We start from the raw sequence: 19862 nt of genomic DNA, 5'->3' as shown, positions 1-19862 counted from the left end.
GGCTGAGGCCGGGACGAGAGCTGTTGGGGGGGGGGGGGGGGGGGGGGGGGGCGCGGCGGCGCGCCGCCCGCCCCCCCCCCCCCGCCGCGCACCACCACCACACCCCCCACCCCCCCCCCCCCCGAACACACACCCCCACCGCCCCCCGCCGAGCCCCCTGAACCCCCAGCACAAGCAACCCCACCGCCAGCCACACCGCCCCCACCACCTGCGCCGTCCCCGACGCCTCCACGATGACCGCGATCACGATGGCCGCGCCCAGGGCGGGGACCAGCAGGTGGCGCCACCAGCTCACCGGGCCGCCCCGGCGGCGGACCGCGAACCAGCCGACCACGCTCGCGTGCAGCAGCGCGAACGCCGTCAGCGCGCCGATGTCGACGACCGAGACGAGGTGGTCCATGCCGTCGTCGCGCCGCGCCGCCCACACCGCCGCCACCAGCGTCACCGTCGCCGCGCACAGCAGCGCGACCCGCGGCGTGCCCGACTCCGTACGGGCCAGCACCCGGGGCAGCCGCCGCCCGCGGGCCATCGCGAACAGCAGCCGGCCCGCCGCCGCCTGCCCGGCCAGCGCCGCGAACGCCGCGCCGATCGCCTTGCTCACCGCCACCAGGTCGTGCAGCCAGGCCCCGACGGACGCGTCCACGGCGGCGTAGAACGCGGACCCCTGGTTCCCGGGGTTCGCCGCCAGATCGGCGGAGGACACCGGGGTCAGCAGCGCCACCAGGTACGTCTGCGCCACGAACAGCACACCCGTCAGCGCCAGGCAGAACAGCACCGCCCGCGCCACCTTCGCCGAGCCCCCGGTGACCTCCTCCGCGAACGAGGCGATCGCGTCGAAGCCCAGGTAGGACAGGACGGCCACCGACACCGCGCCCAGCACGGCCGAGAGCGCGAACGCGCCCTGCGTACCGTCGCCCGACAGCGGCGACAGCCAGCCCCGCTCCGCGCCGTCACGGACCAGGACCACCACCGCTGACACCACGAACACCAGCAGCACCACGATCTCCAGGGCGAGCACCGCGAAGCCGACCCGCGCGGCGGGCCGTACGCCCCACAGGTTCAGGGCGGTCGTCACCACCACCGCGATCGCCGTCCACACCCACCGGGACACCTCCGGCACCAGCTCGTGCATGGCGATGCCGGAGAAGAGGTACGCGACGGCCGGGATCAGCAGGTAGTCGAGCATCGCCATCCAGCCCGCGACGAAACCCGCGCCGTTGCCCAGGCCCACGCGCGCGTACGCGAAGACCGAGCCCGCCTGCGGGACGACCCGCACCATCTGGGCGTAGCTGAAGGCGGTGAACGCCATGGCGACGGTCGCGACGACGTACACCAGCGCCACCGCCCCGTGCGACTTGGCGTCCAGCGTCCCGAAGACGCCGACCGGGGCCATGGGGGCGATGAAGAGGAGTCCGTAGACGACGAGGTCGCGGAAGCCGAGGCTGCGCCGCAGCCCCCGGCCCTCCGTCGCGGCCGCGGCGGGTCCCCCGCCCCCGTCGGACGGCGGGTGCGCGTTCGTGCTGTGGGCGGACATCGTGCCTCCGGGTGCCTGACGCTGGTCGCACACTGGGCTCCCAGTCTCCCCAAACGGGCGATCTTCGGCCTCTCGTACGCGGCCTTACGATGGGCCTATGACTGCAACGCCTGGCTCCCGCCGTGTCCTGCTCGCCGCTCCCCGTGGCTACTGCGCGGGCGTGGACCGTGCCGTGATCGCCGTCGAGAAGGCCCTGGAGCAGTACGGGGCCCCGATCTACGTCCGCCACGAGATCGTCCACAACAAGTACGTCGTACAGACCCTGGAGAAGAAGGGCGCGATCTTCGTCGAGGAGACGGCGGAGGTGCCCGAGGGGTCGATCGTCATGTTCTCCGCGCACGGCGTCGCGCCGACCGTGCACGAGGAGGCCGCCGAGCGGAAGCTCGCCACGATCGACGCGACGTGCCCGCTGGTCACGAAGGTCCACAAGGAAGCGGTCCGGTTCGCCAAGGAGGACTTCGACATCCTCCTGATCGGCCACGAGGGGCACGAGGAAGTCATCGGCACGTCGGGAGAGGCGCCGGACCACATCACGCTGGTCGACGGCCCGGACGACGTCGCGAACGTCGAGGTCCGCGACCCGGACCGGGTCGTCTGGCTCTCCCAGACCACGCTCTCCGTCGACGAGACGATGGAGACGGTCGACGCCCTGAAGAACAAGTTCCCGAACCTGCTCTCGCCGCCCAGCGACGACATCTGCTACGCCACGCAGAACCGTCAGCTCGCCGTGAAGCAGATGGGCGCCGAGGCCGACCTGGTGATCGTCGTCGGCTCCCGGAACTCCTCCAACTCGAAGCGCCTCGTCGAGGTTGCCAAGCTGGCCGGCGCCCGCGCGGCGTACCTGGTCGACTTCGCCTCCGAGATCGAGGAGGCCTGGCTGGAGGGCGTGACCACGGTCGGCGTGACCTCCGGCGCCTCGGTGCCCGAGGTGCTCGTCGAGGAGGTCCTGGAGTGGCTCACCCAGCGGGGCTACGAGGACGTGGAGATCGTCAAGGCCGCCGAGGAGTCGATCACGTTCTCGCTGCCCAAGGAGCTCCGCCGCGACCTGCGCGCGGAGGCCGCGGAGCTGGCGGCGAAGGCCGAGCAGGCGGCGAAGGCGGAGCGGGCCGCCGCCGCGGTCGCCGGGGAGTGACGGTCCGCCGCTGTCGCTGACGTTGTGCCCGGGCCGTTGCGGGCATGCTGGAGAGCATGCAGATCTTCGGTGTGGACATCGGCGGATCAGGGATCAAGGGCGCTCCCGTGGACCTGGACCGTGGAGACCTGGCACAAGAGCGGCACAAGGTGCTCACGCCGCACCCGGCGACGCCCGAGGGCGTGGTCGAGTGCGTGCGCGAGGTCGTTGAGCACTTCGGCTGGACGGGCCCCGTCGGCGCCACCTTCCCCGGCGTCATCACGGACGGTACGGCGCGGTCGGCGGCGAACGTCGACAAGAGCTGGATCGGCACGGACATCCGCCGGCTGGTCTCCGACCGGCTGGGCGGCGCCCCGGTGACCGTCCTGAACGACGCGGACGCGGCCGGCGTCGCCGAGATGCACTTCGGCGCGGGCCGGGGCCGCACCGGCACGGTCATCGTGCTCACCCTCGGCACCGGCATCGGCAGCGCCGTCTTCACCGACGGCCGCCTGGTGCCGAACACGGAGCTCGGCCACCTGGAGCTGGACGGCCACGAGGCGGAGAAGCGGGCCTCGTCCAAGATCCGCGAGGACGAGGACCTGAGCTGGGAGCAGTGGGCGCACCGCCTCCAGAAGTACCTCGCGCACCTGGAGATGCTCTTCACGCCCGAGCTCTTCGTCATCGGCGGCGGCGTCAGCCGCAAGGCCCACAAGTTCCTGCCCCTGATCGAAGGGGTCCGGGCCGAGCTGGTGCCGGCGGCGCTGCAGAACAACGCGGGGATCGTGGGGGCGGCCATGGCGGCGCGGGCCACTGCGTAGGGCGTGAGCGGGAGGAGCGCGCGGGGCACCGGCCCCGCGCGCCCCTGCCGACTCGCCCTCCGCGCTCGTGCCCACCGGCCGGACGGACTGAGACCTGAGACTGAGACGTCCGTCTCTTCGATCGCTACGAAGCGGGTACGCGATATCCCGGCGGCGGAGTGGGATCGTCGGGATGGGTACGGGGCCGCGGACGGGCAGGGGTCTGGGCCTGGGACTGGGCCTTGGCCTGGGACGGGGACCGGGGCCCGGCCGGGGACGGGCGCTGCAGGCGGCGGCGGGTCACCAGGCGCAGCTTGCGTACGGTCACGATCACCCCGGCGACCAGCGTGCCGGCGTACAGCCAGCCCGCGTGCAGGGCCAGGGACGTGAGCAGGCCCATGACGTACCCGCCGAAGCCGTCGGTGCCCTCGGCGATGGGCAGTACTCCGGCCGCGAAGGCGATCGGTACGGCGACGGGCGCCGTCACCAGGTCGGCGGGCCGCACCCACAGCGCGGCGAGCGCGCTCACCGGCAGGAACAGCACTCCGTACGCGACGAGTGAGCCGTCGAAGAGCAGCCGCAGCAGGCACGCGAGCAGGAACATGACGGCGGCCGCGAAGACGCCGCTGCCGAGCCCGGTCAGACGCGGGCCCGACATCCGGCGCAGCGCGCGGTACAGCGGCATCCGGTGCAGGGCGCGGTACGCCGCGGTGGTGCGCAGGGCGCGGGTCAGCGGGGTCGACGGGCCGGACGGCCGGGGCGCGGCACGGTAGACCGACTCCGTGGGGCTGCCCTGGCCGGGCAGGGGTGCGCCGGGGCGCACCCGGGCGCGCGGGGGACGGGTCCTGTGTTGCTCCACCGGTCCAACGTAGGACCGCGCGGGGGCGGAACGGGGGCTGGGACACGCCCTTTGGCCGAGTTGGTCAGATGATCGGCGCGGAGGCGGCACGCGCGCGGGGCCCGGGGCGCGGCACACCGTAGACTGGTGGATCGTGCCCCAGGCAGTGAGGGGCCGACGAGGGTCCCGGACGCCCCGGACGACGGGACGGCGAGCGCGTACAGCCGCACGGCGAACGAGTACCACCGCACGGTGAGCGCGTACGGCCGCCGACCTCCCGGGCCGCCCAGGCGGTCCTCGCGCAGCCCCATCCGCCCCACCCATCCCCGCCCCACTCAGCTCTCACGTACGGGAAGTCGCAACGTGTCGCTCACGATCGGAATCGTCGGTCTGCCCAATGTCGGCAAGTCGACCCTGTTCAACGCCCTGACCAAGAACGACGTCCTTGCGGCCAACTATCCGTTCGCGACGATCGAGCCGAACGTGGGCGTCGTCGGCGTGCCGGACACCCGTCTGGCCAAGCTCGCCGAGATCTTCGGCTCGCAGAAGGTCCTCCCGGCGACCGTGGACTTCGTCGACATCGCCGGCATCGTGCGCGGCGCAAGCGAGGGCGAGGGCCTGGGCAACAAGTTCCTGGCGAACATCCGCGAGTCCGACGCGATCTGCCAGGTCATCCGCGCCTTCAAGGACGAGAACGTCGTCCACGTCGACGGCAAGGTCTCGCCCAAGGACGACATCGAGACGATCAACACCGAGCTGATCCTCGCCGACCTCCAGACCATCGAGAAGGTCCTGCCCCGGCTCCAGAAGGAGTCGCGGATCAAGAAGGACATCGCCCCGAAGGTCGCGGCCGTCGAGGCGGCGAAGGAGATCCTGGAGGGCGGCACGACGCTCTTCGCGGCCGGGTACGCCCAGGGCACGGAGAAGACGGAGCTCCTGCACGACCTGCACCTGCTCACCACCAAGCCCTTCCTCTACGTCTTCAACGTCGACGAGGACGAGCTGACCGACGAGACCTTCAAGGACGAGCAGCGCGCCCTGGTCGCCCCCGCCGAGGCGATCTTCCTCAACGCCAAGCTGGAGGCCGAGCTCGCCGAGCTGGACGAGGACGACGCCCTGGAGCTCCTCCAGTCCGTCGGCGCCGAGGAGCCCGGCCTCGCCACCCTGGCCCGCGTCGGCTTCGACACCCTCGGCCTCCAGACCTACCTCACGGCAGGCCCCAAGGAGTCCCGCGCCTGGACCATCAAGAAGGGCGCCACGGCCCCCGAGGCGGCCGGTGTCATCCACACCGACTTCCAGAAGGGCTTCATCAAGGCCGAGATCATCTCCTTCGACGACCTGGTCGAAACGGGCTCGGTCGCCGAGGCCCGCGCGAAGGGCAAGGCCCGCATGGAGGGCAAGGACTATGTGATGCAGGACGGGGACGTGGTGGAGTTCCGGTTCAACGTGTGAGCGGATGACATGACACCACGTCACTGACTTGGCGAGCATTCAGGTCGGATGGGGCCGGCTTCTCCGGGAGCCGGCCCCTTTGCCGGTCCCGTGCTGGATCAGTGCGGGATCCCCTGACGCCAGTCAGCCGTGCTCGACTCTGTCGACGGAATCGCTGTGACGGAACCGGACGCTCAAGGCGCCTCGGAAGACGCCGGCGGGTGTCACTTGCGGAGCTTGACTGTGGGGTCGCCGTCATAGTCGGCCGTTGTCACCAGTAAGTCCGGCTCGGTCGGCTTCGCTGAGGAAGGGGCTCCCCGTCGCAACGCGTGTGGTGCAGGGAGCCCTGGAGCGGTGACCGCCTATTCGGTCAGCTTTCGTCCTCGTCGTCCCCGTTCCGGGCATGAGGCGTGGCGGGCCGGTGCGGGCTGTGCGAGGCATCCCAGTAGTACGGAGGCGTCGTATCGCTCTCACTCGTCTCCCACCAGCCCCGAGGCCGTTGGCCCGCGCCGCTCTCCGTATCCCCCGGTGTGAAGGTGCCCGCGTCGGCATCCGGGTCCGAGGCCCCGTCGGTGAACGGTGGGTCCTCGGTGGTTGGGGAACCCTGGGCACGGAGCCCCGCAGTGTCCCCCACATCCGCGGCCCCGCCCTCCGGCCCTTCTGCGCCGCCCTCGTCAGGCGCCGGGAGAAGGGTCCGCCGGATCTCCTCGGCGGCCTCAACCAGTCCGGCTGCTTCCAGACTCCGCACCACACGGTGCACGAACACCGTGTACTCGTCCATGTCCGGCTTCAGCCCCAGCGCCGCCAGCAACAGGAGGAGGCGATCCGAGACCCCTACTTCCTCCTCGCGGTCGGACATCCCTCCTTCCTGGCCGTCTCCGTCCCACAGCGGGTGCCCGACGGCCGCCTCGCTCTGCGCGCCCATAGGCGGGACGAGCAGGTGGCGGAAGAGCTCAGGCACCTCCTCGTCGTTGGCCGCCGCCGTGATCTGGGCGAGTGGACCGATCATGTCGACCGCCTTCTCGATCTCGTTCTCGTGACGGGCCAGCCACCACACCACAGCGCTGCCCGCACTTTTCAGCACGTCGTCACCGAGGTAGCGACGCTTGTTGCGCTCGTGCTGACGCTCGTACTCCCAGATCTCCTCGTCCTTGCGAAGGTCGTTCAGCTTCCGCAGACGCTCGCGGTCGGCAGGGGCGAGGGTCAGCGTCATGTCGGCTGCCAGGGCCTGTACCCGTCCCCTGCGGTCCGGGAGCGGTACGCCCAACTCCCCGTCCAGGAGATAACGCGCGAAGCCCGCCCGTCCGGGCTCCTCGAGACGGACGACTTCCGACGCCCGGCTGACGATCGAGGACACGGCGATGGCAGGGGAGGTGCCCTCGGAACGGTCGGTGTGGTCGGGGACCGGCCTCCACCACACGGCGGCGGAGAAGAGGAAGTCGTAACCATCCACCGCACTCGGCAGCGCCGCGTTGACCACCCGCGTCTCCTGGTACGGCTGCTCCACCGGCGCCGCAGGCGGCTGAGGCTCGCCCGGTTCGTACGGGCCAACTGACGCGCGGGCACCGCTGAGGACCGTCATCACGAGCAGCAGGGAGCCCGAGGCCGTGACCATGGACATGAAGCCCCACAGCCACGCCGACCAGTGCAGTAGGTTTCCGAGCACAGTTGGTGCGAGCACGCAGAGAGCGACGAACAACAGGCTGGGAAAACGATGCTTCATGGCGCCTCTTCCGTGGTCGGTGATCCGGAGCCCGCCTGTTCGGAACTCCCCGTGCGGGCGTACTGCGCGTGGTCTATGTGGTGCCAGAAGAGGGCGGCGACGGTTGTCCGGGAGGAGTGGCGCGCCGATACCGCCCAGTCGTAGGCGATGGCGTAGAGGCGGTGGAGAGCGGCCGTGCGGCCGTGTGTGGCCCTGACCATCACGTCCAGCGCCAGCTCCCGTGTCCTGTCGCTCGCCGCGGTGTTCAGCCAACTCCTCACCAGTGGGCTCCAGAGCTCCCTCGGTGGTTGGGAGAAAACTGCCTCACAACCCAGAAACAGATCCGGCCAGGGTGGCGGTTCCGGTGCCCGATCGCTCCGCAAAAGCTCCGTGAGCATGTCAAGGTGGCGCTCCGTCCCGCGCGGCTCCCGACGCGTCCGGCTCCGCAGACGGTCGATCAGCAGCCGGTAGAGCCGACGGTCGCGGCCGGCGAGGTCGAGAAGCGCCTCGCGGGCCTCGCGGGCCGCCTCCCCCTTCCGTACGGCGAGGTAGTGGAGCCGCACCAGTGCCTGATCCGGGTGCGTCGCGCCGAGGTTCTGGAGGCAGGCGGCGGTCAGGACACGGACGAGGCCGTCCGGCATGGGGCCGGACCGCACGCACTCGTACATCCGTCTGCGGAACCAGCCCCCGAACCTCTCATGGCGGAGTCCGAGCTCCAGAGCCGTCACGGACGGCGGGTCGCAGGACGTCCCAGTGGCACTACCCGCCCAGCGGACCACAAGGTCGAAGAGGTGGTCGGGTCGTCCGGCCTCCAGGGACCGCTCGCCGAACCGAACGACGACGTTCACCCGGTCGTCGGTGGTCAGGCCGCGAAGCCCCGCGGTGTGGCTGATCCAGTCCCGGAGGTGGTCGCGCATGCCGGGGAAGTTCGTCCAGAAGTACGTCCGTACCGCGTCGGCGTAGGCCAGCCGCTCGAAGCGGAGCCGTCCGTCCGGATCCCGCTCGATCCCGAGTGCTGCCAAACGCTCCCCGAAGTCCGCCCGCGCGAGCTCGGACGTTGTCTCTTGCTCATGCCTCACCGTCTTCATCAAGCCGTGCCAGGCCTCGTAGACGGTGTCGGCGCGAGCCTCCTCGAACACCGCCGTCGCAAGCAGCAGGGCGCGCTCCGGTGCGGTACGGACCGTGACCACCTGTCGGCCCACCTCACCAGCACGGTCGGTCACCGCGTGCATCGCCTGGTCGAGCCAGCCTGTGAAGTCGGTGCCGAATCGACCGCTGTCGCGAGCGGCCCTCACCAACCCCGCGAGCCGTGCCAGTTCGCGCATGGGAGAGCGGTTGCACAGACGACGGAGGTCGGCACTCCCCAGGTCCGCAGGCCGGAAGGTCATACGGTCCATGCGGAGGTACCGAGTGACGACGGCGATGCCCCGAGGGCGTCCCAGTCTCACCGTGTGGGGTTCGAGGTCCGGCGTGTGAGCGTGCTCCATGCCTGACGGCAGGACGACGACCATGTGGGCCCCCGTCTCCTTGACCTGCGAGCGGCGCACGGCCAGACGGCGTTGGGCCTTGTCGTACGCTTCCTCGTCGGCGATCCCGGAGAGGTCGAGAAGGAAGCGATCTCCCTCGCCGGGGGCGAGAGGGCCCTCGTCCTTGTCCGTAGTGGGAAGCTCCTCGAACCGGACCCCCTCCTCGTCGGCGCTTCCGCCCCCGCCGAGCCCGTGCAGCAGCATGACCGCTGCGGCACGGCGGCCGCTGCCGGGCGGAGCCTCCAGAAGCACCACCGACCCGGGCTTCTCCAAGCGATCGGCGGCGACGCGGTAACCCAAGGGCGGAACGAACCGGTCGGCCAGACGCATCCGGTCCTCGCGGACGATCCGGAGGGACTCGACTCCTTTGCGGGTCATCCAGTCCGCGCCGACCCCCCGCACCCAGCTCGGGCAGCAGCCGGGCGAGGGCGTCGCCGAGCGCCGTCAGGTCCGACTCGGCGTTGCGGTGGTCGAACCGCCTGTACTGGCAGTCCGCCAGCTCCTGCAGGCCCTCCGGGAGGACGGTGCGGTCGATCCGCGTGGTCTTTCCGACCAGTACGGGGATCACCAGGATTCCGCGGTCGAGCGCGGTCTGGATCTCACGCCGGGTCCAGTCCTGCTCGCTCTCAAGTGCGGGGCGGCCGCCGGCCCCCCGCACTTCCGTCCAGCGCGGGCCGATCACGGCGAGGAGCGCCTGACACTCCTCCACTGCCCTGACCAGTTCCGCCGGGAAGCGGTGTCCGGGCTCGATCGAGTTGCTGGCGAAGAAGATCCGCTCGTCGCCGAAGCGCCGCGCGAGCTCCCGAGCGACCATGGTCGCTGCGGATTCCTCGTCGCCTGTGCGGTAGTTGACGAAGACGTCGGGCATGGAGGTTCCCTTCGTGAGAGTAAGCGGAGGACTCAGGTGCATGGGGAGGAGCGAGGGTGCCGCGAACCGGGGGACGGAGGGCTCGGTCATCCCGGGCCATGACGTCTCGCTCAGGCGGCGGTAGGACGTGTCCAGAGGCGGTAGGGCGTGCCCAAGGAACAGCGCGCACAGACGGAGGTGCACAGCTCCGCGCGCGTCACTGACCGGAAGTACCCATGAAGACCGAAGGTGCGGTGCCACGCGTCGAGCCGAGGCCGGAGGAGTCCGTGCGTGCGGTTTATGGAAGCCGGAGCGTGGAGGGGACCGACGACCTGGCGAGCAGGTGGCTCGGACCGGTGTCAGCCGTGCCTGGGGGCGAGTGCCCGTGCCAGCGCCGGCTGCAGATCGCGGACGGCCTGGTTGCTCCGGAATCGGGAGAGTTCCTGCGCGAGACGCCGGATGTCACTGTTCACTGTCGCGGAGGGCACGGCGGGCAGCACACCCAGGAGCCCTCCGGCGATCGTGCACGCGTACTCGGCCCCTCCTGAGGCGGCGTGGGCCAAGGACCTGCGGAAGCCGTACCGGACACGGGTGCGCAGCGCGTGCGGCGGGAGGCGGTGGCACTCCCGGTCCAGGATCTCGGCGGCGGCCTTGGGACGGCCGAGGTCGTACAGGCACCAGCCGGTCGTCATTGCTGCCGGATCGCTCACGTGAGTGGTGCCGATCACAGGCTCGTCGCCGCTGGCGTCGTCGCTGGCCAGTAGTTCCCGCGCTTTGTCGAGGCTGTGGAGGCAGGCGCGCTCGTCGCCGGCCAGCGCGTGTCCCTGTGCTTCTCGCTGGGCCGCGAGGCCTCGGATGCGCGGCGGAAGTTCGCCGCTCTGGGCTCGCTGCGCCAACGCGACGGTGACCGTGGCATCCCCGCTGTAGAGCGTGACGAGAGCACGTCGTACAAGCGCGTAGGAACCGAGGTGTGGATCGCCACCGGCGCGCGCCAGTTCGGCGGCCTCGTCGGTCCAACCAAGCGCCGCGTCGCTGTTACCGCCCTCCTGAGCCATCCAGCCGGTGAATTCCGCGAACCGCGACGCGAGCAGGAGCGCGGAGGCCCGGGTGGCGGACGGGGCGTCGGCGGCCAGTTCGGTGACCATGCGCGTCTGCGTTTCCAGCAAAGGGAGCAAGACTTCAGGCGCGGTGGACTGACCGAGTTCCCGCAACTGGTCGAACTGCGTACGCAAAGAAGGAAGGAGAGGGCCGACGGCAGAGCAAGTCTGACCACCCGACTTCACACCGAGGTCGATCAGCGCCCCCGTGCCCGCCGCGAGGACCGTCCGGCGCCCCACGAGCCAACCGCTCAGGGCGGTGGAAGTCTTGGTGCGGTCCGCGTCGCTCTCGGGGTGGGACAGGCACTGCAGGTCGCCGTTCGCGCCGAGGAAGGCGTCACATCGCCGGGCCAGTTCGGGGGACGCGGAACGCTCCCCGCGCTCGACCTTGCTGAGGTGCCCCTTGTCGTAGTTGAGCGCCACGGAGAACTCGGTCAGAGTGAGCCCCGCTCTCTGTCGTAAACGGCGAAGTTCCGGGCCGAAACGGGAAGTGCCCATCATTACCCCCTTGAACAGCGACTGTGAGAGCCGAGCACCCACATGGGGCGCCGTGATTCGACATCACTGGCCGACACGAAGACCGGCGACGCATACGCGTTGTCACGGACTCGTCGCGTTTCGCATCCGAGAGTGAGTTTGGCATGCGGGGTGCTGCAACAAGCGAGGTTCGACTTGGTTGCCCGTTGCCTCTTCTGTTCTCCCCTTCGCGGAGGCGGGGAGCGTGCCCGACGGGCAGTGTGGTCATGCCTGCACGGCAGCGCCCCGAGCCTGGGTGCAGGAGTACAGCCACGGGAGCCGGTCAGCCAGTTGATGCCGTCGGGATCGGCTTCTCGCTCAGGGTGGTCGAGGCGGCGGTCGTGGACGGCTCAGCTCGTCACCTCCACCATGGCTGTCCATGGGCGACGACGATCTCTGTTTTCTCGGGGCCGGGGAGCTTGCGTGGATGGTGCGGGAGCGGGTGGTGTCCGTGCGGGAGGTGGTGGGGGCGTTTCTGGGGCGGGTTGAGCGGGTGAATCCGGTGGTCAATGCTCTTGTCACGGTGGATGGGGAGGGGGTGATGGGGGCGGCTGCTCGGGCCGATGAGCAGGTGGTGAGGGGGGAGGGGGTCGGGGTGTTGCGTGGGGTGCCTGTGGGGTTCAAGGACACGCATCTGACGCGGGGGATGCGGACCACCCGGGGGTCGCGGGTGTTCGCGGAGTGGGTGCCCGACGAGGACGAGCTGGTGGTGGCGCGGGTGCAGGGGGCGGGGGCGCTGCGGCTGGGGAAGACCAACGTGCCGGAGTTCGGGGCCGGGTCGCACACCTTCAACGCGGTGTTCGGCGCGACGCGGAACCCGTACGACACCGGGCGCTCCGCGGGTGGCAGCAGCGGGGGAGCGGCGGCTGCGCTGGCGGCGGGGCTGCTGCCCCTCGCGGACGGCAGCGACATGGGCGGCTCGCTGCGCAACCCGGCCTCCTTCTGCAACGTGGTGGGGCTGCGGCCGACCCCCGGGCGCGTGCCCTCGTACCCGGCGGTGAACGCCTGGGACACGTTGACCGTGCCGGGGCCCATGGCGCGCAGCGTCGGCGACGTGGCGCTGCTGCTGTCCGCGATGGCGGGGCCCGACCCGCGCTGCCCGCTGTCCCTGGAGACGCCGCCCGCCGCCTCCTTCCGGGCGCCCCTGGAGCGCGACACCCGCGGGCTGCGGGTCGCGTGGGCGCCGGACCTGGGCGGGCGGGTCCCGGTCGACCCGGACGTACGGGAGGTGCTGGCGCGGCAGGCGGCGGTGTTCGAGGCGCTGGGGTGGCGGGTCGAGGAGGCGTGCCCGGACCTGGACGGGGCGGACGCGGTGTTCCGCGTGGAGCGCGCGCACTCCTTCGCGCTGGCGCTCGGGGCCGTGCTCGACGACCACCGTGAGCTGCTCAAGCCGACCGTGGTGTGGAACATCGAGGAGGGGCGGAAGCTCACCGCGGCCGACCTCGCCGCCGCCACCGCCGAGCACACCCGGATGCTGCACGCCGCCGTGGCGTTCTTCGAGCGGTACGACGTGCTCGTCGCGCCGGTGAGCCAGGTCGCGCCCTTCGCCGTGGAGCGGGAGTACCCGGACGTCGTGGACGGCCGGGCGCAGGAGACGTACATCGACTGGATGCGGTCCGCGTTCTTCGTGTCGCTGCTCGGCGGGCCCGCCCTGGCCGTGCCCGCCGGGTTCACGGAGGCCGGGCTTCCGGTGGGCGTCCAGATCGTGGGGCCGCCGCGGGCCGAGCGGGCCGTCCTGGAGGCGGGGGCCGCCTTCGAGGCCGCCACCGGGTGGGGGCGCAGGCGGCCCGCGCTGTGAATGCTGATCGCGCCGGGCCGCCGGTGAGTGGCTCTGGGGTGGGCCTCCGGTGCGGACGCGGCGCGGCCCCCGCCCGGCCGAGGCGGGGGCTCGGGACCGGACGGCCGGGGCGGGGCCGCGCACCCGGGCGGCCAAGGCGAGCGTGTCCGTACGTCAGCCGAGGACGAGCAGGGTGGCGAGGCCGGGGCCGAAGGCGCCGCCGAGCTGGTAGCTGAGGGCGAACAGGCCGATCGCGGTGGGCCGTTGCGCGTCCGTACCGGCCGACGCGGCGTGCACGGAGAGCGTCGCGTTGGCACCCGTCGCCGTGAACGCCGCCGCGCCCGCCGCGAGCAGCAGCAGCGTCCCCGACGAGGCGAACGCCGCGGTGAGGGCCGCCGCCACTCCCACCGTGACCAGCACCGCGCGCACCGCCGTGCGCCCGAGACGCGCCGCGCCCGCCGCGAGCAGCCAGGACGCGGCCGACGCGGTCAGCAGCGTCACCAACTGCCCGGTGCCGATCACGCCGGTGGTCCAGCCAGCCCGGTCCGCGAGCAGCCGCGGCACCGTGAACAGCAGCGTGAAGTACGAGGTCGACAGCGTCGCGCCGAGCACCGCCGAGGTCACGAAGAGCGGGGAGCGCAGCAGCCGGGCCGGGACGAAGCCGTCGGGGCGGCGGCGGATGTGCGCGGCGAGCAGGACGGCGGCGACCAGGGCGCCGGCGAGCGCGGGCAGCGGGGCCGTCGGCAGCAGGATCAGTGCGGTGGCGAGCGCGATGAGGGCGGCGGCGCCCCGGGCGTCGAACCGGCTCGGGGCGGGCGGCGTCCGCGTCACGTGCCGCGCGACCCCGGGTACGGCGATGAGGGCGACGGCCGACACCGCGAGGGCCAGCCGCCACGACAGCGCCTCGGTGAGCGTCGCGCCGAGCAGCGGGCCCGCCGCGCCGAGCACGCCGAAGCCGGAGCTGATGACGCCCATGCGGCGGGTGCTCCCCGCGAGGTTCATCGCGAGGGCGACCAGGCCCGCGCCGCCCAGGGACTGCGCCGCGCGCCCGGCCAGGGCCACGGGCAGCCAAGGCGCGGCCGCCACGAGCGCGGTGCCGCCGACGACCAGGCCGGTGCTCAACCGCAGCACCGGGACCGGGCCGCGCCGCCGCAGCAGCCCGGCAAGGAGCGGGGTGCCCGCCACCATGGCCCAGGCGAAGGCCGTGACCAGCCAGGTGGCGGTGGCCGTGGACACGCCGAGGGAGCGCGCCATGTCCGGCAGGATCAGGACCGGAGCGTTGGCTCCGGCCGCGACGGGCGCGGCGAGCAGCGCAAGCCAGGCGATGGGGACGGGGCCGCGGTCGGGCCCGGGGCGGGTGGCTGGGGCGTCCCGCGTGAGGGCGCCGGCGCGTGAGCCCGCGGCGTCGGCGGTGGCCCGTACGCCTTGGGCGGCGGCGGGCCCGGCCCCGGTCGCGGTGGACGCGGACGTGGCAGACATGAAAACCCCCTGAAGCGAAGCAAGTGGTGTGTGGCGGTGACGGCCCGCCAGCGGACGGTGGTGGCGGCCCGCCGTCAGACGGTGGTGACGACGTCCCCGTACGGCAGCCGCGGCGAGCGCGGGAACCAGGCGTCGGGCCCGGGCCCGCAGACGTTCACGACCGTCAGCGGCTCGTGGTCGCCGTCCAGGAACTTCACCCGCAGCCCCGCCGCGTCGTACCCGGTCATGGGCCCCGCGGCGAGCCCGGCCGCGCGCACCCCGACGAGCGTGGCGGCCGCGGGCTTGGCGCGGTTGCCCTCGGCCACGCGCCGTACGAGGCCTTCGCGGGCCTCGGGGGTGCGGGCCAGGGTGACGCGCAGGGGTGACTGGTTGAAGGCGGTGGGGCTGCACTTGACGAGGTCGTGGATGGCCTGGACCTGCTCGTCGGTGACGGGGCCGCCGCTGAAGGAGTGGGCGGTACGGGCCTCGCGGAAGAGCAGGTCCTGGGCGTCGGGGGCGAGAACGAGCCCGTCGCCCGCCGCAGGGTCGCCCCCGGACGCGGCGGCGGCAGCGGCTGCGGAAGCGGAGACGGGGGCGGCAGCGAGAGCGGCAGCGGGAGCGGAGACGGAAGCGGCTGCGGAAGCGGTGACGGAAGCGGGAGCGGTGACGGAAGCGAAAGCGGAGGGGGCGGAGGCGAGAGCGGTGACGGAAGCGGCAGCGGCTGCGGAAGCGGTGGCGGCTGCGGTGACGGGGACGGTGACGGGGACGGTGACGGGGGCGGTGACCTGGGCGGACATGCCTGCTCCTTCTCCTTCTCTTCGCGTTCACTCTCTTCGCCCTCGTCTTCTGACAGCTGAGAGTCTTAACGTTGAGATAAAACCACCCGGACTCCTTCAGCGTCAAGTGTCTTAACATTGAGAAGATGTCCGTTGAGAAGCCGACTCAGGGAGAGTGGCGCGCATGAGCGACGCCGTGGACGCCATCGTCGAGCAGTGGGAGAAGGAGCGGCCCGAACTCACCGAGTCCCTGTGGCCGGTGCAGCTCCTGGCCCGCGTGCAGCGCATGCACCGGGTCATGGAGCGCGAGGCGAAGGCGTTCGGCGCGCGCCACGGCGTGGAGAACGGCGAGTTCGACGTCCTCACCACGCTGCGCCGCTCCGGCCCGCCGTACGCCCTGACCGCGGGTGCCTTCCTGAAGGCCGCCATGGTCACCTCGGGCGCGATCACCAACCGGATCGACCGCATGGAGGCCAAGGGCCTGGTCGAGCGCGTCCGGGACACCGCCGACCGGCGCACCGTCAAGATCCGCCTCACCGACCACGGCAAGGAGCTCACGGACAAGCTGATGGTCGAGCACCTGCGCAACTACGACCGGCTCCTCGACGGCCTCGACCGCGAGGAGGTCGAACGCGCCGCCGAGCTGCTCCGCAAGTTCCTGGAGCTGCACGGCGACACATCGATCAAGTAGTCGCGGGGGCACACCGCGACGCGCCCTCCGGCCACCGGGGCGCCCCGGCCCTGCCCCTGCCCCTGGCTCCCGACCCCGGCCCCGGCCGCGACGCCCGGCCGAGGGGAGCAGTCGGTGCCAGGCCGGGCCCGGCGCCGGCCGCGCCTCAGATCCCGTCCACCGCCGCCACCGTGAACGGCCCCGCCGGCGTCCCCGGCCCCATCGGCCCACCCTTGTCGAACTGCGAGCGCACCACGAGCAGTCGGCCCCGCTCGCGCACGAGCGTGGTCGGGAGCTGGAGCGCGGGGTCGCCCACGCGGCGCTCCAGCCGCGCCGCCGTGCCCGTGCCGTTCAGGCGCCACCGGCTGATCTGGTACGAGGCGTTGTGCGCGACCCACAGCCGCCCGCCGCGCAGCTCCAGGCCGTCGCCGTGCGCCATGTCGCCGCCGCGCAGGGCGACTTCGCGTACGCCGCCGGTGGCGGTGGAGACGCGGTAGAGGCGGCCGTCGGCCATGTCGACGGTGAGCAGGTAGCGGCCCGCGTCGTCGGCGGCGATGCCGTTGAGGGCGAAGCCGTCGGGCCCGGCCGGTTCGACGTGGTCGTGCAGGTCGGTGTACGGCGTGAGCGGGCCGCGCCCGCCGTGGGCCGCCGCGTACGCGAGCTGCCGCGGCGTGACGCGGTAGACGACGGCCCGCACGCTGTCCGTGAGGTAGGCGGTGCCGTCCGGGGTGAGGGCCACGTCGTTGACGAAGCGCCCGGTGTCGCCCGGGACGTCGAAGCGGGCGACGAGGCGGCGGGAGCGGATGTCGTACACCGCGACACCGGTCCGGGAGTCGGTCACCCACAGCCGTCCGGCGCGGTCCACCTTCAGCCCGTTGGCGGTGGTACGGCCGTCCGTGCCCGAGGGCAGGAAGACCTCGGCCCGGAGGCGGCCGGGCCGGGCGCGGTGGACCGCGCCGGTGGTGAACGAGGTGACGAACACCTCGCCCGTGCGCGCGTCCCGGGCGATGCCCTCCGGGTAGACGCGGTCGCCCGGCAGTTCGTACGCGGTCTTGATGCGCACGCTCGGCGCGTGCTCCCGCTGGGACGCGGGGCGGACGTCCGCCGGGGCGGCGGCCTCGGCGGAGGGGGCGGCGAGCCCGGCGAGCACGAGGCCGACGGCGGCGGCGAGGGTGCGACGGCGACGCGAGGAAGGCAGCGGAGACAAGGTCGGACCTTTCCGTGGGAGGAGGAGCGGCGGGGACGCGAAGGTGAGGAGGGGGACGCGACAAGAGGGGGTGAGGAGCGGGCGGGCGGCGAAGGAAGGGGACGCGTGACAGCAAAGCGCAGAGTGCACATCGCCAAGTGGGGCCGAAGGTAGATTAGAACTCTAATGCTCGTCAAGGTTCGCATACATGAGCGGGCGGATACGATGCGCTCATGAAGTCGTCCCTGCCCGCCGCGGAGCGCATTGGCTCCTTCGTCAAGCGCGCCGAGCAGGCCCTCGGCGCGGCCAAGCACGCCGCGCTGAAGCCGGCGGGCGTGACCGTCCCGCAGTACGCCGCGCTGCTCGTCCTCGGCGAGCACCCCGGCATCTCCGCCGCGGCGCTCGCCCGGCTGTGCGGCGTGACCCCGCCGACCATGAACACGGTTCTGAAGAATCTCCAGGAGCGCGGCCTCGTCGAGCGCACCCCGCACGCGTGGCACAAGAACGTCCTGGAGACCCGTCTGACGGAGCGGGGGGAGGCGGTCGCCGCGGACGCCGACGCGCGCGCGGTCCGTGTGGAGCGTGCCCTGGCCGCCGAGTTCACGCCCGCGGAGCGCGAGGCGCTGACCGGGCTCCTGGAGCGGTGCGCCACCCTTTTGGAGGGGATCCGGCCGGGGGAGGGCTAGGCGAAGCCGCGGCTTCGCCGAGGCCCGTACACCCGCCACCCCGGCGGTCCTTTTCAGCCATGAACGGGACACGTCAATCGTGTTACGTCCGAACCCGGCCCTTGTGGGTTCCCTGGGGATCCGTCAATCTTTCGACGGCGACAGAGAGTTGAACGTTGATCAACTCGGCGTCGACATGTCACCTCTGCATTGTCATGCCCCTGTCGCATCCCCCACCGGCGCACCACCGATCGAGGAGGACCCCTCAGATGGCAGTGACGCGTCACCCCCGCCGAAGACTGGCCGGCGTCGGCACCCTCGCCCTGACCGCAGCCACGGCCGTCGCCCTCGGCGTCGTGTCCGCGCTCCCCGCGAGCGCGCAGCCGCAGGCGGCCGAAGGCCGGATCCAGTACGCGGGCGCCCCCGGCGCCGTCGCGAACAGCTACATCGTCACGCTCGACGAGGACGCCGCGAAGGCCGACTCGGCCAAGGGCCGCGCCCTCGCGAAGAAGCACGGAGCGGAGATCGAACGGACGTACAAGAAGGTGCTCAACGGCTACGAGGTGCACGCCTCCGAGGCCGAGGCGAAGCGGTTCGCCGCGGACCCGGCCGTCACCTCCGTCGTGCAGAACCGCACCTACACGGTCGCCGCCACCCAGCCCAACCCGCCGTCATGGGGTCTGGACCGCATCGACCAGCGCAACCTCCCGCTGGACCAGAAGTACACCTACCCGGACAGGGCCGGTGAGGGCGCCACCGTCTACGTCATCGACACCGGCGTCCGCAGAACCCACCAGGACTTCGGCGGCCGCGCCGTCGACGGCTACGACGCCATCGACAACGACAACACCGCCCAGGACGGCCACGGCCACGGCACGCATGTCGCCGGCACCGTCGGTGGCACCGCGCACGGCGTGGCCAAGAAGGCCCGGATCGTCGGCGTCCGCGTGCTCAACAACCAGGGCTCCGGCACCACCGCCCAGGTGGTCGCGGGCATCGACTGGGTGACGCGCAACGCCACCAAGCCCGCCGTCGCCAACATGAGCCTCGGCGGCCCCGCCGACAGCGCGATCGACACGGCCGTGCGCAACTCGATCGCGGCGGGCATCACCTACGCGGTCGCGGCGGGCAACGAGTCCACCAACGCCTCCACCCGCTCCCCGGCCCGCGTCACCGAGGCCATCACCGTCGGCGCCACCACCAGCACCGACGCCAAGGCCAGCTACTCCAACTTCGGCACCGTCCTCGACCTGTTCGCGCCGGGCTCGAACATCACCTCGGCGTGGAACACCAGCGACACCGCGACCAGCAGCATCTCCGGTACGTCGATGGCCTCGCCGCACGTGGCGGGCGCCGCCGCGCTGTACGTCGCCGAGAACCCGTCGGCCACCCCGGCGCAGGTCTCCCAGGCGCTGACCTCCGCCGCCACGCCGAACGTGGTCGGCAGCCCGGGCACCGGCTCGCCCAACCGCCTGCTGTACGTCGGCGGGGGCGGCACCAACCCGCCGGGGCCGAAGTTCGAGAACGGCGCGGACTTCTCCATCACCGACAACTCCTCCGTCGAGTCCCCGATCACGGTCTCCGGCGTCCCGGGCAACGCCCCGGCGTCGCTGAGCGTGCCGGTCGCCATCAAGCACACGTACGTCGGTGACCTGAAGATCGAGCTGGTCGCCCCCGACGCCTCCTCGTACGTCCTGAAGGACTTCGGCGCGGGCGGCAGCGCGGACGACATCAACACCTCCTACACCGTCAACGCGTCCTCCGAGACGGCCAACGGCACCTGGAAGCTCCGGGTGACCGACAACGCCGACCGCGACGAGGGCACGCTGGACAGCTGGGGCCTGCAGTTCTGAGCGCCCCGACCGGCCGCGCGCCGGGCTGAGTTGAGCGACCTCGTCCCCGCGGTACGGCCCCGAGCCGGACCGCGG

General features: G+C 72.1%; 15 protein-coding genes and 1 pseudogene. 7 read left to right on the top strand and 9 right to left on the bottom strand.

All coding sequences use genetic code 11. From position 1 onward, the window contains the following. On the bottom strand, positions 1 to 1534 hold a 1534-nt coding region (locus QK440_RS27365; protein WP_282795896.1), incomplete at its 3' end, for an APC family permease. 97 nt (positions 1535 to 1631) lie between these two features. On the opposite strand from QK440_RS27365, the gene QK440_RS27360 reads away from it, so the two are divergent. Both QK440_RS27360 and ppgK read left to right on the top strand, forming a co-directional pair. After that, positions 1632 to 2666, top strand: coding sequence for a 4-hydroxy-3-methylbut-2-enyl diphosphate reductase (locus QK440_RS27360; RefSeq protein ID WP_282795895.1), 1035 nt, complete (start codon positions 1632 to 1634; stop codon positions 2664 to 2666). Between the two features lie 56 nt (positions 2667 to 2722). Next, the gene (ppgK, locus tag QK440_RS27355) at positions 2723 to 3466 is read left to right on the top strand and encodes a polyphosphate--glucose phosphotransferase (RefSeq protein WP_190138465.1); all 744 of its coding nucleotides are present in this window, start codon (positions 2723 to 2725) and stop codon (positions 3464 to 3466) included. A 124-nt stretch (positions 3467 to 3590) separates the two neighbouring features. On the opposite strand, the gene QK440_RS27350 is transcribed toward ppgK, so the two are convergent. Next, positions 3591 to 4130 carry a DUF6542 domain-containing protein gene (locus tag QK440_RS27350; protein WP_282795900.1) on the bottom strand — a complete coding sequence of 180 codons (540 nt, stop codon included), beginning with the start codon at positions 4128 to 4130 and terminating at the stop codon, positions 3591 to 3593. A 516-nt stretch (positions 4131 to 4646) separates the two neighbouring features. Between QK440_RS27350 and ychF the strand changes: the two genes are divergently transcribed. Further along, complete coding sequence (gene ychF, locus QK440_RS27345; protein ID WP_282795894.1) at positions 4647 to 5735, top strand: redox-regulated ATPase YchF; 1089 nt, start codon at positions 4647 to 4649, stop codon at positions 5733 to 5735. Between the two features lie 349 nt (positions 5736 to 6084). On the opposite strand, the gene QK440_RS27340 is transcribed toward ychF, so the two are convergent. The 4 genes and pseudogenes from QK440_RS27340 to QK440_RS27325 form a co-directional block, all read right to left on the bottom strand. Further along, entirely contained in the window at positions 6085 to 7296 is a 1212-nt protein-coding gene (locus tag QK440_RS27340; protein WP_282795893.1) for a hypothetical protein, read from the bottom strand. Positions 7297 to 7433: 137 nt separating this feature from the next. Then, a complete protein-coding gene (locus QK440_RS27335) occupies positions 7434 to 9320 on the bottom strand; it encodes a hypothetical protein (protein ID WP_282795892.1) in 1887 nt (628 codons plus the stop codon). Between the two features lie 100 nt (positions 9321 to 9420). Further along, positions 9421 to 9810: pseudogene (locus tag QK440_RS27330) on the bottom strand (toll/interleukin-1 receptor domain-containing protein); the annotation flags it as partial. A 338-nt stretch (positions 9811 to 10148) separates the two neighbouring features. Further along, positions 10149 to 11384 carry a helix-turn-helix transcriptional regulator gene (locus tag QK440_RS27325; RefSeq protein ID WP_282795891.1) on the bottom strand — a complete coding sequence of 412 codons (1236 nt, stop codon included), beginning with the start codon at positions 11382 to 11384 and terminating at the stop codon, positions 10149 to 10151. Between the two features lie 397 nt (positions 11385 to 11781). On the opposite strand from QK440_RS27325, the gene QK440_RS27320 reads away from it, so the two are divergent. After that, positions 11782 to 13200 (top strand): amidase, encoded by a 1419-nt coding sequence (locus QK440_RS27320; RefSeq protein WP_282795890.1) that lies wholly within the window; start codon positions 11782 to 11784, stop codon positions 13198 to 13200. 153 nt (positions 13201 to 13353) lie between these two features. Here QK440_RS27320 and QK440_RS27315 read toward each other — a convergent pair whose 3' ends face one another. Beyond that, on the bottom strand, positions 13354 to 14658 hold the full coding sequence (locus tag QK440_RS27315) for an MFS transporter (protein ID WP_282795889.1): 1305 nt from the start codon (positions 14656 to 14658) through the stop codon (positions 13354 to 13356). Between the two features lie 74 nt (positions 14659 to 14732). Continuing rightward, positions 14733 to 15137, bottom strand: coding sequence for a nitroreductase family protein (locus QK440_RS27310; RefSeq protein ID WP_282795899.1), 405 nt, complete (start codon positions 15135 to 15137; stop codon positions 14733 to 14735). 460 nt (positions 15138 to 15597) lie between these two features. On the opposite strand from QK440_RS27310, the gene QK440_RS27305 reads away from it, so the two are divergent. Then, entirely contained in the window at positions 15598 to 16104 is a 507-nt protein-coding gene (locus QK440_RS27305) for a MarR family transcriptional regulator (protein ID WP_282795888.1), read from the top strand. Positions 16105 to 16249: 145 nt separating this feature from the next. Here QK440_RS27305 and QK440_RS27300 read toward each other — a convergent pair whose 3' ends face one another. Continuing rightward, a complete protein-coding gene (locus tag QK440_RS27300; protein ID WP_282795887.1) occupies positions 16250 to 17290 on the bottom strand; it encodes an SMP-30/gluconolactonase/LRE family protein in 1041 nt (346 codons plus the stop codon). 212 nt (positions 17291 to 17502) lie between these two features. Here QK440_RS27300 and QK440_RS27295 point away from each other — a divergent pair, with 212 nt between their 5' ends. Beyond that, positions 17503 to 17955: a MarR family transcriptional regulator gene (locus QK440_RS27295; RefSeq protein ID WP_282795886.1), complete on the top strand. Its 453-nt coding sequence runs from the start codon at positions 17503 to 17505 to the stop codon at positions 17953 to 17955. A gap of 248 nt (positions 17956 to 18203) precedes the next feature. Beyond that, entirely contained in the window at positions 18204 to 19787 is a 1584-nt protein-coding gene (locus tag QK440_RS27290; RefSeq protein WP_282795885.1) for a S8 family peptidase, read from the top strand. The last annotated feature ends 75 nt before the right edge of the window (positions 19788 to 19862 follow it).

Origin of the sequence: Streptomyces sp. CC224B (assembly GCF_030010595.1) — a bacterium.
In the GTDB taxonomy this organism is placed as follows: Bacteria; Actinomycetota; Actinomycetes; order Streptomycetales; family Streptomycetaceae; genus Streptomyces; species Streptomyces longispororuber.
Note: the sequence above shows the minus strand (reverse complement) of the source record. Positions and strands in the feature narration are given on the sequence as shown.